The following is a 14,785-nucleotide window of genomic DNA, read 5'->3' as shown; positions in this document are numbered from 1 at the left end:
TAATTGGAAATATTTCTTATTTTATCATAAATTTATAAAGAAATAACCGTTATAAACTAACACTTTTGTATTTATAATTATTATTTAATAAAAGTAATGCAAATATTTGTTTGGATATTATTATTTTATATTTATTTCTATATTTTCTATAACGATAAAGAAATATCTGACGATAGTTATTTTTCTTTATCATTTTATAATTTTTTGGTGTTGCACCCTTGGTCTTATGTGAAAAAAAATCGCTGTCACGTGCTGATTTATGATTCGCCTTAGCGTTTGATCACTGAGTGAGGGAACACCACCCATGCGCCTCAAAATACATCTTAATCGATATGAATATGACGAACTAAACCCCATTCAAGAAAGTTTGCGAACGGCTGGTTTTTAAATCTACCCTATGAAATTCTTATCTTGTAGTTCCAATTATCCAGCTTTTCGGCACAGGCTCCATAAGAACAAATCCGACTTGAAAAATAACGCATTATCGTGCCCCTGAACGCCGATAGCTTCGAACCACTCAAAACCTTCGTAGCAAGGGAGAGTATTACTTCTAATTCTGATTAAGGGAGCCAGTGCCGAACGCAAGCCCGGCTGCGGCGATCAAGGCAGCATAATAGGCATCTGAATGGCTCAGTGTCGCATCAAGATACGCATTCTGCGCGATACTCGTCTGCGTCACGGAGCCGACGCCACTACGATATGCGGTCGAGGATGCCTCAAAACTTGTCATCGCTGCCGTCTCCAGCTTTGCTGATGCGGTATAGGCACTCAGGCTTGTACGGAGCGCATTTTCTGCGACTACAATCTGCTTCACTGAACTGTCGACTGTTTGCTGCAATGTCGCATCCGCACTGTCAGATTGATCCTGGGCCTGCTTCAGCAACGCCGCTCGGGTTCCCCCATCGAAGATGGGGACAGTAATCCCACCAAGGATCAAACTGCTGAAGGCATTACTCGATAAGTTAAGGGTTGGGGGAGCCTCACTTCCCACTCCCGGCACGGATGAGAGCGCCAGACGCCCCGTGGTGTAGGCCACATTTCCTGTCATGAAGATCTTGGGCAAAAATTCACTTTTCGCTGCGCGAACTCTGCTTTTTGCCGCTTTCGCATTTGCGTATGCTGCAAGAACGTCCGGTCTGCGTGAAACGGCCTGTTGGACAAATGCGTCAGTCAGACGAATATCATCCAGCCCGAGCGGACGGCCAGAAATATCGAGTGTCTCAAGTTTCGTGTTCGGCGAAATACCAATGGCATTCAGAAGTTCAAGGGCCGTATTCTGTTCATCGCCCTCTGCCTGCACAAGTCGCAGTTCAGTCTGTGCCGTAGCCTGCCGAGCCTGCGTGACATCCACTATGGTGCCTTGTCCCTGATGCAGCTTTGCGATTGCAGACGCTTCCACAAAACGCGCATTGTCGTGCGCTTTACGCAGCAATATGACACGGCTTTGCGCTGCAGCATGGGTGTAATAGGCCGTTGTCACCCTGTAGATTATTTTCTGGTGGGTAGCAGTGAAGAGCACATTGGTTGCAATCTGTGCCTGCTTTGTGGCGGCAATAACGGCCTCACGTTTGCCGAAGTCGAACAGCAGCCATTCCATACCTAGGGTCTGGATTTCGCCAGCGCCCGACCTGCTGTTGCGAACACCGCCCAAAGCACTGTTTAACCCACTCAAACCCGAGTTAATTGCATCTTCAGCAATGCCCGCATTGCTAACCGACGGGTTCGCACCGTCATTACGGCTATGATTGTATCCGCCCACAACTGTCGCGGTTAGGCGGGGCAAATACGCACTCTTCGTAATTCCCACAGCCAGAGCGGCATCGCGCGCAAGGTTCCAGGCACGTCTCGTTTCAGGATTAGCGGACTGCGCAATATCGATCAGTTCAGGCAGGGAATAGGCATGCCCTGCTTGAGGCGCCAATTCTGGGGCAGGAGGCCGCACACGGATCTGGCTATTGGACGGCAATGTGTATCCAGCAGGGACGGCCAGTGTGTGAGGGCCGGGCTTACCAGGTAACAGTTCTCCGTTTGTAGCGACATTCGGTTGCCATGGCCGATCAGGGCTGGCTGGCGCCGTTTCAAGTGCCTGGGTCGCGCAGCCCGATAGCAGGAGCGGTAGCAAAAAGGTTCTTTTGAAGTGAATCATGAAGCAATCTGTTCCAGTCGTGCCGTGCGATCGGCTAGTTCTGGCCGCTTGGGAGTTGCAAGCAATTCTTCAGTCAGCCTCGAGGCATCGATCAAGGCATTTCGGGCCGCCTGAAGACGAGGCTGGTCAGCGCGCATATGCGCAGGCTCAGACATCGCATATTCCAGCGTTCGTTCGCTTTCCAGTAACGCGGATTGACTAAGAGCAGCCGCCTGAAGCTGATCTTCAGAGCTCTGAGCCGCTCCCTGCCGCTTAAGGCAATCTGTCAGTTTGCGAAGACTGGCCCCCAAATGATCGTAGGCACTTGCCGGCCAGAAGCTGGTGAACATGGCATATGTAATGAGATTACCAAGCATGATACCGACAATACGGTCCCGTGCGGTGGCCATGTCTGCAGTAGGGCCATAGCCCTTCAGATCTGTCAGATAAAATGCCAGACCGATCTGAAAACCAGCATAAGCAATACGCTCGTCGCCTGTCTTGACCCACGCCCCGATCAGGGAAACAACAAAGACAAGCACCAGAAATCCGGTGATGCCATTCAGGTGTGGCATCACGGCGATAATAGAGGCGATCCCCAGCGTTCCGCCTATGAGAGCACCCGTGATGCGCAGCGTCAGCTTTGAAATCATCTCGCCCATCGTAGGCAACGCGACGATGAAGCAGGTGATGATGCAAGTGTGGATGCCTGGCCAATCCAGAACCTTGAAGGTCAGATAACTCAGCATCACCGCAGCAGTCCCTTTCACTGCGAAGCGAACATGGTCTGGATTGGTAAAGGCGTCCTCAGAAAAGAAACCGGATTTTTCCTTTTCTGGCGATTTTCCAGCGACAGGGGCAGGAGGGGTTGTGAAACTCGGCAGGAGGGCGGTTATCGCCTGTAAAGACGGATGCTCCGAAGAGATTACAGGGCTTTCGATGGCTGTGGGATAGTCACCGCCCGCAAAAATCCTGGCCATGCCTTCAAGCGTTTCAGTCAGGCGAGACAACTGCTCCTGTGGCAGTCTTGCCCGGCTCGCCTCATCAGCAAGCGCAAGAACACCGACGCTGCTGTTGGCAGCCTGCCGCAAGCAAGCCAGATCGTGAACGGACCAGATCTTTTCAAGTGAGGCCATTTTGGCGGATTTCATCATGCCCACCGTGCCTTCCCGAAGCATATCTGTCGCTCGTTCCCGCGTGAGGGTATCAGGAGTTTGGAGAAGGCGAACAGCCATGTAGAGCCGGGCAGATATGCTATCCGTCAGGATCTTCTTGGGGGACGGGCAAATCAACAGCCCCAGTACAATCATGACGGCACCCGGTACGGCCAGAAAGAGATCCGTGTAGAGAAGGGCGCGTGTCACGATTTCTCCAACCGGGACCTGATCAATCGCAATCAGTCCGTAAACAGTAATCAGACCCAGCATATAAGCCACAGGCTTTAGCTTGCTGGCGGAGCCCAGAAAGAAAAAACTGAACGACAAGAGGGCGATGACGATCACCAGTCCCATAGGATGATCGAGCGTCAGGCGGATGAGCGCGTAAATGATCAGCAGCAGAATGAGGATAAGGACATTTACGGCCACACCAGCCAGAGCATTTGTCACGCGGTCCTTCTGCCACAGCGCCATGGTCACAAGAGCAGGCACGGCCAGTTCCGGAACCTGCCAGATTTCTCCAATCAGCACGGTCGTTGTGCATGCGGCCGCCATGCGAAGCGCATATCCCAATCGCCCCGGGGCAGGGTCACAGACCATCCGCCAGATCCGTGCCAATCCCAGTCCTGGCACCCTCATGCTGGAAGACGAGGGGGCATTCGCCAGAGTGTCAGGGACAGGCAGCGCCATGCCGGATCTCAACGGTTGCTGTGGCGCCAAGTCTTAGCAAAAGGGGGTTTGCCCTCTCCAACTTGATACGCACCGGAAAGCGTTGGGCGACGTGAACCCAGTCCATTTGGCGCGGTACGATGGGCAGTGACCGGGCAACACCAGCAGAATCCACAGACAGAACGCCCCAACCAATACTTTCGACGTGTCCGCGTAGAGGACTGTGGCGATCAATCATCGAGTGAACGGTCACGCAGTCGCCAATCTGAACGGAAGAAAGATTGATCTCACGGATATTGGCGGTAGCGTACCACTCGTCATCGGTAATGAGCGTGAACAGGACCTGAGACGGTGCGAGAACCTCACCAGCTTTAACCCGTAAACTCGTGACATAACCATCCGCAGGAGCTGTAACTACAGTCTGGCGTAGCTCGTATTTTGCGTGGTCCAGGGCTGCCTGACTGGCATCCCGTGCGGCAAGAGAGCTTTTCAGATCTCCGATAGCTGTTGTCGCTGCGACAGACTGGTTTTTCGACTGCGAAAGCGACACTTCAGCGTCGTGGAGTGCTACACGAGCCTGATCATACTGTTGCCACGGAATATAGGACTTGCCAGCAAGCGGCTTCAGACGCTCCACCGTACGTGCGGCCAAATCACGATTGGTTCTGGCGCGAACAACCTGGTCATCTGCCGTGGCGGCGTTGGATGTCTTGATGCTGAGCAGCCGTGTCTGGTTCTCGACCTCCGCATTCGCGAGATCCAGATTGGCCTGAGCCTGTCGGAGAATCAGTTCGTAGGGTTCAGGATCAAGTTGGTAAAGAACATCCCCCTTATGAACATGCTGATTGACGACAACTCGGAGCTCCTTCAACCGTCCACCAACGGTGGAGGCGACGTGCACCATTTCTGCGTCAATACTTCCGCTGTCAGAAGACGGATGAGTGCTGTCTTCATGCGAGACATGGACGCCGAAGAGAATGGCTGCCCCAACGCAGACGATTGCAACGATAATACCAATCGGCTTTTTTCCGGAAACTTGAACGCGCTGCATCATCAAGGCCCGAACACCAGCGTCCACACAGTCAGTGCGGCGATAACGCCCAGCGCTACATAGGTGAAGAGACGAAAGCTGAGGATGGCATCAAGGCCGGTTAGAAGGAATATCACTCGCAATCCAACTGCAACCGCAACACCAATGAGGCCACAGACCATCCAGTCCGGAAAGTAAGCACCTACAACTGGAAAAGAAGGGGCGCCCTGGAGGGTGCATCCTTCACTCGCCAATAAACACGAGACAGGAATGAGAAAACGCAGGCGGGTAAATCGCATGAGAGGTGTCAAAGCTTTCTGCGTCCAACAAACAGAGTGCCAGCCTACCACATTCCACTCCAAAGGCTACTCCGTATCGCATGACTAAGTGTTTGAACTTGGGTGCATTGATTTACGGAGTAAACAATGACGGCCGCCTTGATTAGACTTTCCGTGAATGATGGATTTGTCTTCATCGGAAAAGCCTTGGGGGGAAGAAAACGCTAACATCTTCTCGACGCGATTTCTCATGATCAGTCGTTCCAACAAATGCCGCAGATGCGAACAGCCTCCCACGTAGAACCCATAGTCTCGCATAAACTGAACGTTTGGTCAGAAAATCCTTGCCAGGAAGTATTTCGAACTCATACCATTCCGATTACGAACCAAGTCAGGCAGGAGACGAGTATGCGACTCGATATTGCATGTGGCCGATTGGCGGAAACCGCTCTGGAACTGAACTTCGCCGACGCTCACCCTGGTCTGTCGGCCGAACAGGCGGCGCTGGAAGCCGATCGATGCTTTTACTGCTACGACGCTCCTTGCGTTGAGGCCTGTCCCACGGACATTGATATTCCGCGGTTCATCAAAGCCATCGCATCTGACAATCTTGCCGGCGCTTCACGTACCATTCTTCAGTCCAACATTCTGGGCGGGTCGTGTGCCCGGGTTTGTCCGACCGAAATTCTGTGTGAGCAGAAATGTGTTCACACCGCGATTGAAGCTCATCATGCCGTGCGAATAGGCGCGCTGCAGCGGTTTGCTACAGATTGGCAAATGCAGCAGAACACTCACCCGTTTCAGCGAGCCGCAAGCACCGGAAAGCGCGTGGCCGTAGTAGGAGCAGGGCCAGCGGGGCTAGCCTGCGCCCATCGGTTGGCCATGCATGGGCATGATGTCACGATCTTTGATCGACACGATGCACCCGGTGGCCTCAACCAGTATGGTGTCGCGGCCTATAAACTTGCTGACAACTTCGCCCAGAAAGAAATCGATTTCCTCCTGGAGATTGGAGGGATCACCTTCCAGGGTAACGCGACGCTCGGGGAGAACATCACGCTTGCGGGCCTCCGCGAGACCTATGACGGCGTTTTCCTGGGCCTGGGTCTGGCAGGTGTGCGCGCTCTAGGCTTGGAAAGCGAGTTCGCAGAGGGCGTTTTGGATGCAGTCGATTTTATCGAGACCCTCCGCTCTCGGAATCTCTCGGAAGTTGTAGTTGGCAGACGCGTTGTCGTGATCGGCGGCGGCAACACGGCAGTTGACGCAGCAGTGCAGGCAAAACGTCTGGGTGCGGAAGAGGTAACGCTGGTTTATCGGCGCGGGGCTGAGCACATGTCGGCCACGGAAGTTGAACGAGAATGGGCCCAAACAAACGGCGTAACGGTCAGATTCTGGGCGTCTCCCAGTCAACTCAATGTCGAGGACGGGGCCATCAGGAGCATCACATTTCTTCGAGGCACGCCTGACAGCGGTTACGATCCGCAGAATGCCTTCACACTCGCGGCCGACATGGTCCTTAAAGCAATCGGGCAGGTTTTCATCCCAGACCCAGTGCGAAACGACCAGATTCTCGTGGAAAACGGGCGCATCGTTGTGAATGAAACAGGACGCACCTCCATGCCGAGAGTTTATGCGGGTGGCGACTGTACGGCAGGAGAAGATCTTACCGTTGCAGCTGTCCGGGACGGACGGAACGCAGCTGAAGCGCTTCATAATGAACTGATGGCATCCAACACGGAAAGGGCCAACCACAATGGCTGACCTGCGCACGGTTTTTGCTGGAATCAAATCTCCCAATCCATTCTGGCTTGCTTCTGCACCGCCGACTGACAAGGAATACAACGTTCGCCGGGCCTTTCAGGCCGGATGGGGTGGTGTTGTCTGGAAAACGCTTGGGGAAGATCCACCGGTCGTCAATCTGAGCTCCCGCTATGGAGCCTTGGGCTTTGAGGGACGTCGGCTGATCGGTCTCAACAACATCGAGCTGATTTCGGACCGTCCGCTTGCGACCAACATCGCGGAAATCAAGCGCGTCAAACGTGAATTTCCGGATCGCGCCCTTATCGTCAGCCTCATGGTGCCCTGCGAGGAAGATAAATGGAAAGCCATTCTACCGATCGTTGAGGAGACAGGCGCAGACGGGATCGAACTGAACTTCGGATGCCCGCATGGTATGTCCGAGCGCAATATGGGTGCGGCGGTCGGGCAGGTTCCGGAATACGTTGAAATGGTGACACGCTGGTGCAAGCAGAACACGCGGATGCCGGTGATCGTCAAGCTGACGCCAAACGTAACTAACATCCTGATGCCGGCACGCGCCGCACGGGCAGGTGGCGCGGATGCAGTTTCCCTGATCAACACCATTCAGTCGGTCATTGGCGTAGATCTGGATGCCATGGCGCCCATGCCGGTTGTGGGCGGGAAAGGAACGCATGGTGGCTATTGCGGGCCTGCCGTAAAACCAATTGCGCTACGCATGATCGGAGAGATTGCCAGAGACCCTATTATGGCTGGAATTCCCATCTCCGGAATTGGTGGAATCAGCAACTGGCGGGATTCTGCCGAATTTCTTGCAATGGGATCAGGATCGCTTCAGGTCTGTACCGCGGCGATGCATTATGGGTTCCGCATCGTGGAAGACATGATTGATGGCCTGTCCAACTGGATGGACCAGAAAGGCTATGAGCGGCTGGAGGATCTGACAGGCCGGGCCGTTTCGCAGTTCGTGCCGTGGAACCAGCTCAACATGAAGTTCAAGACCCTCGCCAATATCGATCAGGATGCCTGTGTCGGGTGTGGTCTCTGTCATATCGCCTGCGAGGATACGTCCCATCAGGCCATTTCCAAGAAAAATACGACTGATCGCAGACATTACGAAGTGATCGAAGAGGAGTGCGTGGGCTGCAATCTGTGTGCGCATGTATGCCCGGTGGACGATTGCATCACAATGGTTCCACAGCCCGTAGATGGGGAACTGACATGGCCCCATCATCCTTCCAACCCCCATCGTATTCCCGCCTGAGAGGCATGACGCGGCGGCCACAGGGTCACCAGACGGACGGATGAAAGAGGACTGGCATGTTTCATAGCAATATGCGGATTAATGGGAACGCTCTCTGGGCAAATCTGATGGATACGGCCCAGTTTGGTGGAACACCAAAAGGCGGTATCCGTCGGTTAACACTGACCCCAGAAGATAAACAGGTTCGCGAATGGTTCGCTTCGACCTGTGAAAGTCTGGGCTGCACCATCACGGTCGATACGATGGGCAACATGTTTGCCCGCCGCCCGGGACTTGATAACAGCCTGCCTCCCATCACGATGGGCAGCCATCTGGATACCCAGCCAACCGGGGGGAAATTTGATGGTATTCTGGGGGTTCTGGGCGGCTTGGCAGTTCTACGGGCGCTTCATGAAGCCGGGCATACAACGCGCCACCCCATCGAACTGATTAACTGGACAAACGAGGAAGGGTCTCGTTTTACGCCTCCGATGATGTGCTCAGGTGTCTTCGCAGGCGTTTTTACGGAAGAGGAGGTTCTGGACAAGCGAGATCGCGCAGGTGCGCGTTTTGGGGATGAGCTTGTTTCTATTGGGTACCGCGGTGAAGAGATCTGCGGCGATCACCCCATCGCGGCCTATTTCGAGCTTCATATCGAGCAGGGACCCATTCTTGAAGTCAAAGACCGTGTTATTGGGGCAGTTTCTGGCGTTCAGGGAATGCGGTGGTATGAGGTAACCGTAAAGGGCAAGGATGCTCATGCTGGCTCTACCCCTATGCCCATGCGTCATGACGCACTACTGGCAACGTCCAGAATGGTTGTGGCCCTCTCAGAGATAGCACTGGGCCATGCTCCGGGGGCCGTGGGTACAGTGGGCCTGATTGAAAATCGCCCGAACAGCAATAATGTCGTACCTGGCGAGACGTTCTTCACCGTGGATATCCGTCACCCGGATGATACCGTCGTCGCGACCATGGAGCGGGAGTTCATGGATCGCTTCCACAGCATTGCTGAATCTGGCGGAGTGACGCTGGAGATCGTCTCCATCTGGGATGCTCCCGCAGTTCATTTTGATACGCGGTGCGTGGAGATGGTCGCGGATTCTGCGCGCCAGATGGGCTATGATCCCCTTTCGATTGTCTCAGGCCCGGGGCATGATGCTGCGTATCTCGCACGCGTTGCACCAACGGCCATGATTTTTGTGCCCTGCAGAGATGGCCTGAGCCACAACGAGGAAGAAAGCATTACGGAAAGCGAGGCCGAAGCCGGAGCCAATGTTTTGCTTGGTGCTGTCTTGAGAGCAGACAGTACGCTCTAGGCGTTCTGCCAATCAGGGGCTTGTCGTCCAGCCTGTCTGCTGTCAAAAATCGCTTCCCGCAAAGCAGGCTGGGAGAAAGACAATGCCACAAGACAGTCTGGAGGCGTCTCCCAGCCCCAGAAAAAGAACTCGTGCCGGTGCGCCGCGCCGCGCCACCGTTCCGCAAATCCTGAATGCTGCGGAATGGACCTTTGGCACCCGCGGCCTTAAGGGAACGCGCCTTGAAGATATTGCCAAGGTCTGCGACATCCCCAAGGGCAATATTCTCTACTATTTCGGCTCCAAAGAAGACCTGTACAACGCCACACTGTCACGCCTGCTGGATGTATGGCTGACAGATGCCGATCACTGGCTTTCTTCTGACAAGGACCCGCTGGATGGACTCAGGGGATACATAGAAGCCAAGATTGCATTCTCCCGCGCGCGCCCAGAAGGATCGCGTCTCTTCGCACAGGAAGTGCTCTCAGGCGGCCACATGGTTCAGGACTTCTTAAGGGGAGAGCTGCGAGCCCATGTAGCCCGACATGTCGCAATCTTTCTGGAATGGCAGGCGAAGGGCATCATGGCGCCTATCGACCCGACTCATCTGTTGTTTCTCTTATGGTCGGGTACGCAGGCATATGCGGATATGCAGGTCCAGTATGAGGCCGTTCTGGACCGTAAACCTCTTACTGACGGCGATTATGAAACTGCCGTCAACACTCTTATGACGCTTGTCCGTCCGCTGTTCTCCCAACCGGTCTCAGGCGCGTCAGAAGCAGATGAAAACAAAACCCTGAAAAAAAGCCTGTAAACCACGCGAAATTCTGGAATACGGCTAATGCTGGCAGGAAGACGTTTGCGAGTCCAACCAGCACAGCCAGACCCAAAGCCCAGATTGCAGTAGGGTTTACACCACTTCGGTACCAGTAAGCAGCCGATGGGTCCGTGCTGTACAGCGCAGGCACGTCCAGGGTTTCCCGCTGAACGAGATAGTAGTCCGCCAGAAGAATTCCTGTCACAGGAGCGATGAACAGACCCAGTATGTCGAGTGTCAGGTGAATCAGATCCGGACGGGCATAGAGGTTCCAGGGCGTGAGAGCGATGGCACCAATCGCCGCAATGACACCGCCGCCACGCCATGAAATGGATGCCGGGGCTATATTGGAAAAATCAAACGCTGCTGAGACAAAATTGGCAGAAATATTGATCCCGATGGTCGCGAGAACGAAAGTCAAAATTCCCACAATCATGACGGTCTGACTATCCAGACGCGTCACAGTCTCAACCGGATCAACGAGGATCTGCCCCAGAACAGGCTGGGTTAGCGTAACTGTTGTGAGCGCAAGTGCGCAGAACGCCATAAAATTGATCGGCAGGCCCCAGAAATTACCGCGCCGTACCGCACTCAGGCTAATACCGTAGCGTGCAAAATCGCCAAAATTCAGGATAATTGGGGAGAAGAATGCGATCGTCAGAGAGATCACATTCAACACGCCTGTCAGATGCTGTCCGACGGAGAGAGCAGACTGGGGAAGGACAGAAAAGCTGATCTGTCCATGCGTCTTCCACAGAAGCACGCCATCAAGCAGGATCATCATGACGTAAATGGCTGGCCCAGCCCAGTCTATAAAATGCCGGATGGACTCCATTCCGCGCCAGAATACCGCCAACTGCAAAGCCCAGATGAGCAGAAAGGCCAACCAGCCGAGAAGCGAAAGCCCCATCAGTCCGTGATGATGAACATCGCTGTAGTCTGCCAGTGACGGCATTATCCGAAGAACAAACAGAACCACAGCATTGGATGCCAGCCATGTCTGGATTCCATACCAGCCGACGGCAATGATCCCACGCACAAGCGCCGGGACGACCGCGCCGTACACGCCAAAGACGCTTCGGATAATGACCGGAAAAGGGGCGCCGGACTTCAGGCTCGGAACCGCGATCAGGTTGCAGAGAAGCTGCACGGCAACGATTGCAACAAGCAGTCCGATGAGCACACTGCTGACCGGCAACCCCATCATGAACAGCGTGCCAACCGTCATGTAGCCCGCGACACTGTGTACATCAGACATCCAGAGGAAGAGAAAGTCCTTCCATGCCCAGTTCCGGCTCTGAACAGGCGCCAGATCCGCATTCGTCAGGCGCCCTGTAGCGTACGCGTCCGGTGACTGTGTCATTCTGGTGATCCTCGTTCTCGAAAAAATTCCGGAAGCGCAATCGTTATGTTGACCGGCTGGTCAGATTAACCATACAGTTTCGGTAAGACAACGACATAATGCCAACCACTTTTCCTGAAGGGAAGGGATGTCATGCTCCTGATCAAGGGTGGAACAGTTGTTACGTCTGAGCGGCGTTTCAGAGCAGACGTCCTATGTGACGATGGCGGGAAAATCGCGGCTGTTCAGGCGGATATGGAAGCGCCGACCGGCAGTACCATCGTTTATGCAGATGGGCTGCTTGTCATGCCAGGGGGGATAGATCCCCATACGCATATGGAAATGCCCTTTATGGGCACGACGGCCAGTGACGATTTCTATACAGGCACAGCCGCCGGGCTCGCCGGAGGCACAACGAGCATTATTGATTTCGTCATTCCCGAACACGGACAGTCGTTACATGACGCATGGAAAACATGGCGGAGCAAAGCCGAAAAAGCGTCTGCTGACTATGGTTTCCATGTCGCGGTGACGCACTGGGATGAGCAGGTTCACCAGGATATGGAAACACTGGTGCGGAACTGCGGCGTTAATTCCTTCAAACACTTCATGGCCTACAAAAACGCCCTGATGGTGGATGATGAGACATTCCTCAACTCCATGCGCCGAGCGGGAGAACTGGGCGCTTTATGCACCGTGCATGCCGAAAATGGAGATGCCGTCTCGTTTCTTCAGGAGACTCTCCTGAAAGCGGGAAATACTGGCCCTGCGGCGCATCCGCTCTCCCGCCCCTCCAGCGTGGAAGGTGAGGCTGCCCAGCGCGCCATTACACTGGCGGCCGTCAGCAATACCCCGCTCTATATCGTGCATGTGTCGACACGCGAGGCGACCGAAGCCATCGCAACTGCTCGCCTTCGCGGACTACAGGTTTATGGCGAAGTGCTTCCACAGCATCTGGTTTTCGATGACAGCGTTTACCAGTCTTCAGACTGGCTGAAGGCATCGCGCTATGTCATGAGCCCGCCTTTCCGCGAAAAATCGCATCAGCAATCGCTCTGGGGCGGCCTTTCTTCCGGCCAACTGCACACCACCGCAACGGATCACTGTTGCTTCTGCCGCTCCCAGAAAGAAATGGGCCTCACCAATTTTACGCGCATCCCCAACGGTGTTCCCGGCATTGAGGATCGCATGAGCATTCTGTGGCATTACGGCGTTGTCGGCGGCAAGATAACTCCGGAGCAGTTTGTTGCCCTCACGTCCACCAATACGGCCCGTATCTTCAATATCCATAGCCGGAAAGGCATGATTGTTGAGGGTGCAGACGCGGATATTGTGCTGTGGGATCCATCGGCGTCGCGAACCATTTCTGCCGCCACACATCATCAGAATGTCGATTACAATATTTATGAAGGCATGACCGTTACAGGCGTAGCAAAAAAGACAATCAGTCAGAGCCGTATCCTTTGGGATGACGGTACACTGCGTGCCGAGCGCGGCCAGGGCCGGTATGTCGAGAGAGCGCCTTTTAAGAAAAAAACATCTGACAGCCTGACGGAGGCAGTATCGTGACTACATTGACGAACGAAAGCCTGTGCGCCCTTGCCATGAGTGAGGGGCGCAACTGGATGCCCTTTACAGCCAACAGACTGGTTAACGGTCGGGGCGATCATCGCGTTGTATCCTCTGCCAAGGGACCTTACTATACGATGGCCGACGGCAAAACGGTCTTCGATACCCTGTCTGGGCTATGGTGTACGCCTTTAGGCCATGGAAATCCACGCATTGCGGATGTGCTTCGTCAGCAGGCAGAAACGCTGGACTTCGCACCCGGATTTCAGATGACTCATGCACCGGCTGTAACGCTGGCAGCACGCATCGCAAAAATGGCCCCCGAAGGCTTGGAGCATGTTTTCTTCGCGAATTCTGGCTCGGAAGCTGTTGATACTGCGCTGAAAATTGCAATCGGCTTTCACAAGCTCAAAGGTGAGGGCGGCCGCTTTCGTCTCATTGGACGCGAACGGGGTTATCACGGTGTAGGGTTTGGGGGCATGTCTGTCGGCGGCATTGTCCCTAACCGCAAGATGTTCGCCACGGTAATGGTCCCTGGCGTGGACCACATCCGACACCCTTACGATCACGCCCATGTCGCCTTTTCAAAAGGGCAGCCTGAATGGGGCGCTCATCTGGCGGACGATCTCGAGAGACTGGTGGCACTCCATGATGCCTCCACAATCGCGGCTATCATTGTCGAGCCAGTGCAGGGATCAACCGGGGTTCTTGTTCCTCCTGTCGGATATCTTCAGAAGCTACGGGAAATCTGTACGAAACACGGGATTCTCCTCATTTTCGACGAAGTCATCACGGGCTTTGGGCGTATGGGAGAAAACTTTGCCTCCCAAAGATTCGGCGTCACACCAGATATGATTACCTTCGCCAAGGCGGTCACGAATGGGATCATTCCCATGGGAGGCGTTATCGTCACGTCAGAAATCTACAAAACATTCATGAACGGCCCTGACGCAGCCATAGAGTTCGCTCACGGCTACACCTATTCAGGACATCCGATGGCGGCGGCCGTGGCCCATACGGTGCTCGACATCATGGAAGAAGAGGGCACCAATGCGGCCGTCAGGGCACTGGAACCCATTCTGGAAGAAGAGATCCATGCACTGCAGGACCTGAAGTCCGTAAAAGATTTACGGAACATAGGCCTTACCGCCGCGATCGAACTCAATCCTCTTTCTGACAAATCCGCCCTTCGAAGCGTTCAGCTTTTTGAGCGAGGCCTGGAAGAGGGCGTTCTGCTTCGCGTCACAGGAGACACGATTTCTTTTGGTCCTCCATTTATTTCGACTCCAGATCAAATCAGAGGAATGATAGCCCAAGTTAGAAAGGTGATTATAAGCTGCGAAAAAGACTTCTAAATATTCATCTTAGTTTCCGAATTTAGAAATAAGCTTCAGAAAGCCGAATGATGGAAGAATCATTCGGCTAAACGCGCTGGAATTAATCCAAAATACTAATTTTGTATATTTATTTTCTCCGAAGATTATTTAGTATTTCATTAT

General features: G+C 53.9%; 11 protein-coding genes. 6 read left to right on the top strand and 5 right to left on the bottom strand.

Annotated features, from left to right (window positions below; all coding sequences use genetic code 11):
* Nucleotides 1-550 precede the first annotated feature (550 nt).
* The 4 genes from KP705_RS02405 to KP705_RS02390 are packed head-to-tail and all read right to left on the bottom strand — an operon-like array spanning nt 551 to nt 5,280.
* Nucleotides 551-2,146 (bottom strand): TolC family protein, encoded by a 1,596-nt coding sequence (locus KP705_RS02405; protein ID WP_215763944.1) that lies wholly within the window; start codon nt 2,144-2,146, stop codon nt 551-553.
* Nucleotides 2,143-3,972, bottom strand: coding sequence for an FUSC family protein (locus KP705_RS02400; protein ID WP_215763943.1), 1,830 nt, complete (start codon nt 3,970-3,972; stop codon nt 2,143-2,145). The genes KP705_RS02405 and KP705_RS02400 overlap by 4 nt, the downstream gene beginning before the upstream one ends.
* A complete protein-coding gene (gene mdtN, locus KP705_RS02395) occupies nt 3,953-5,002 on the bottom strand; it encodes a multidrug transporter subunit MdtN (protein ID WP_046902106.1) in 1,050 nt (349 codons plus the stop codon). Before mdtN ends, KP705_RS02400 begins: the two co-directional genes overlap by 20 nt.
* Nucleotides 5,003-5,004: 2 nt before the next feature.
* Entirely contained in the window at nt 5,005-5,280 is a 276-nt protein-coding gene (locus tag KP705_RS02390; RefSeq protein WP_046901761.1) for a YtcA family lipoprotein, read from the bottom strand.
* 387 nt (nt 5,281-5,667) lie between these two features.
* Here KP705_RS02390 and KP705_RS02385 point away from each other — a divergent pair, with 387 nt between their 5' ends.
* The 4 genes from KP705_RS02385 (at nt 5,668) to KP705_RS02370 (ending at nt 10,372) form a co-directional block, all read left to right on the top strand.
* The gene (locus KP705_RS02385) at nt 5,668-7,020 is read left to right on the top strand and encodes an NAD(P)-dependent oxidoreductase (RefSeq protein WP_046901760.1); all 1,353 of its coding nucleotides are present in this window, start codon (nt 5,668-5,670) and stop codon (nt 7,018-7,020) included.
* The gene (preA, locus tag KP705_RS02380; RefSeq protein WP_215763942.1) at nt 7,013-8,281 is read left to right on the top strand and encodes an NAD-dependent dihydropyrimidine dehydrogenase subunit PreA; all 1,269 of its coding nucleotides are present in this window, start codon (nt 7,013-7,015) and stop codon (nt 8,279-8,281) included. Before KP705_RS02385 ends, preA begins: the two co-directional genes overlap by 8 nt.
* Nucleotides 8,282-8,337: 56 nt before the next feature.
* Complete coding sequence (locus KP705_RS02375) at nt 8,338-9,579, top strand: Zn-dependent hydrolase (protein ID WP_046901758.1); 1,242 nt, start codon at nt 8,338-8,340, stop codon at nt 9,577-9,579.
* A gap of 82 nt (nt 9,580-9,661) precedes the next feature.
* A complete protein-coding gene (locus KP705_RS02370; RefSeq protein WP_080951514.1) occupies nt 9,662-10,372 on the top strand; it encodes a TetR family transcriptional regulator C-terminal domain-containing protein in 711 nt (236 codons plus the stop codon).
* Here the strand turns inward: KP705_RS02370 and KP705_RS02365 are convergent.
* Nucleotides 10,284-11,738 (bottom strand): NCS1 family nucleobase:cation symporter-1, encoded by a 1,455-nt coding sequence (locus tag KP705_RS02365; RefSeq protein WP_046901757.1) that lies wholly within the window; start codon nt 11,736-11,738, stop codon nt 10,284-10,286. The two genes, KP705_RS02370 and KP705_RS02365, sit on opposite strands and share 89 nt — an antisense overlap.
* Before the next feature lie 132 nt (nt 11,739-11,870).
* On the opposite strand from KP705_RS02365, the gene hydA reads away from it, so the two are divergent.
* Both hydA and KP705_RS02355 read left to right on the top strand, forming a co-directional pair.
* Nucleotides 11,871-13,286 (top strand): dihydropyrimidinase, encoded by a 1,416-nt coding sequence (gene hydA, locus KP705_RS02360; RefSeq protein ID WP_215763941.1) that lies wholly within the window; start codon nt 11,871-11,873, stop codon nt 13,284-13,286.
* Nucleotides 13,287-13,321: 35 nt separating this feature from the next.
* Nucleotides 13,322-14,641, top strand: coding sequence for an aspartate aminotransferase family protein (locus KP705_RS02355; protein ID WP_046902105.1), 1,320 nt, complete (start codon nt 13,322-13,324; stop codon nt 14,639-14,641).
* Nucleotides 14,642-14,785 lie beyond the last annotated feature (144 nt).

The organism is Gluconobacter sp. P1D12_c (assembly GCF_018812105.1).
In the GTDB taxonomy this organism is placed as follows: Bacteria; Pseudomonadota; Alphaproteobacteria; order Acetobacterales; family Acetobacteraceae; genus Gluconobacter; species Gluconobacter oxydans_A.
The sequence above is the reverse complement of the archived record's forward strand: the minus strand, read 5'-3'. Positions and strand labels throughout refer to the sequence as shown.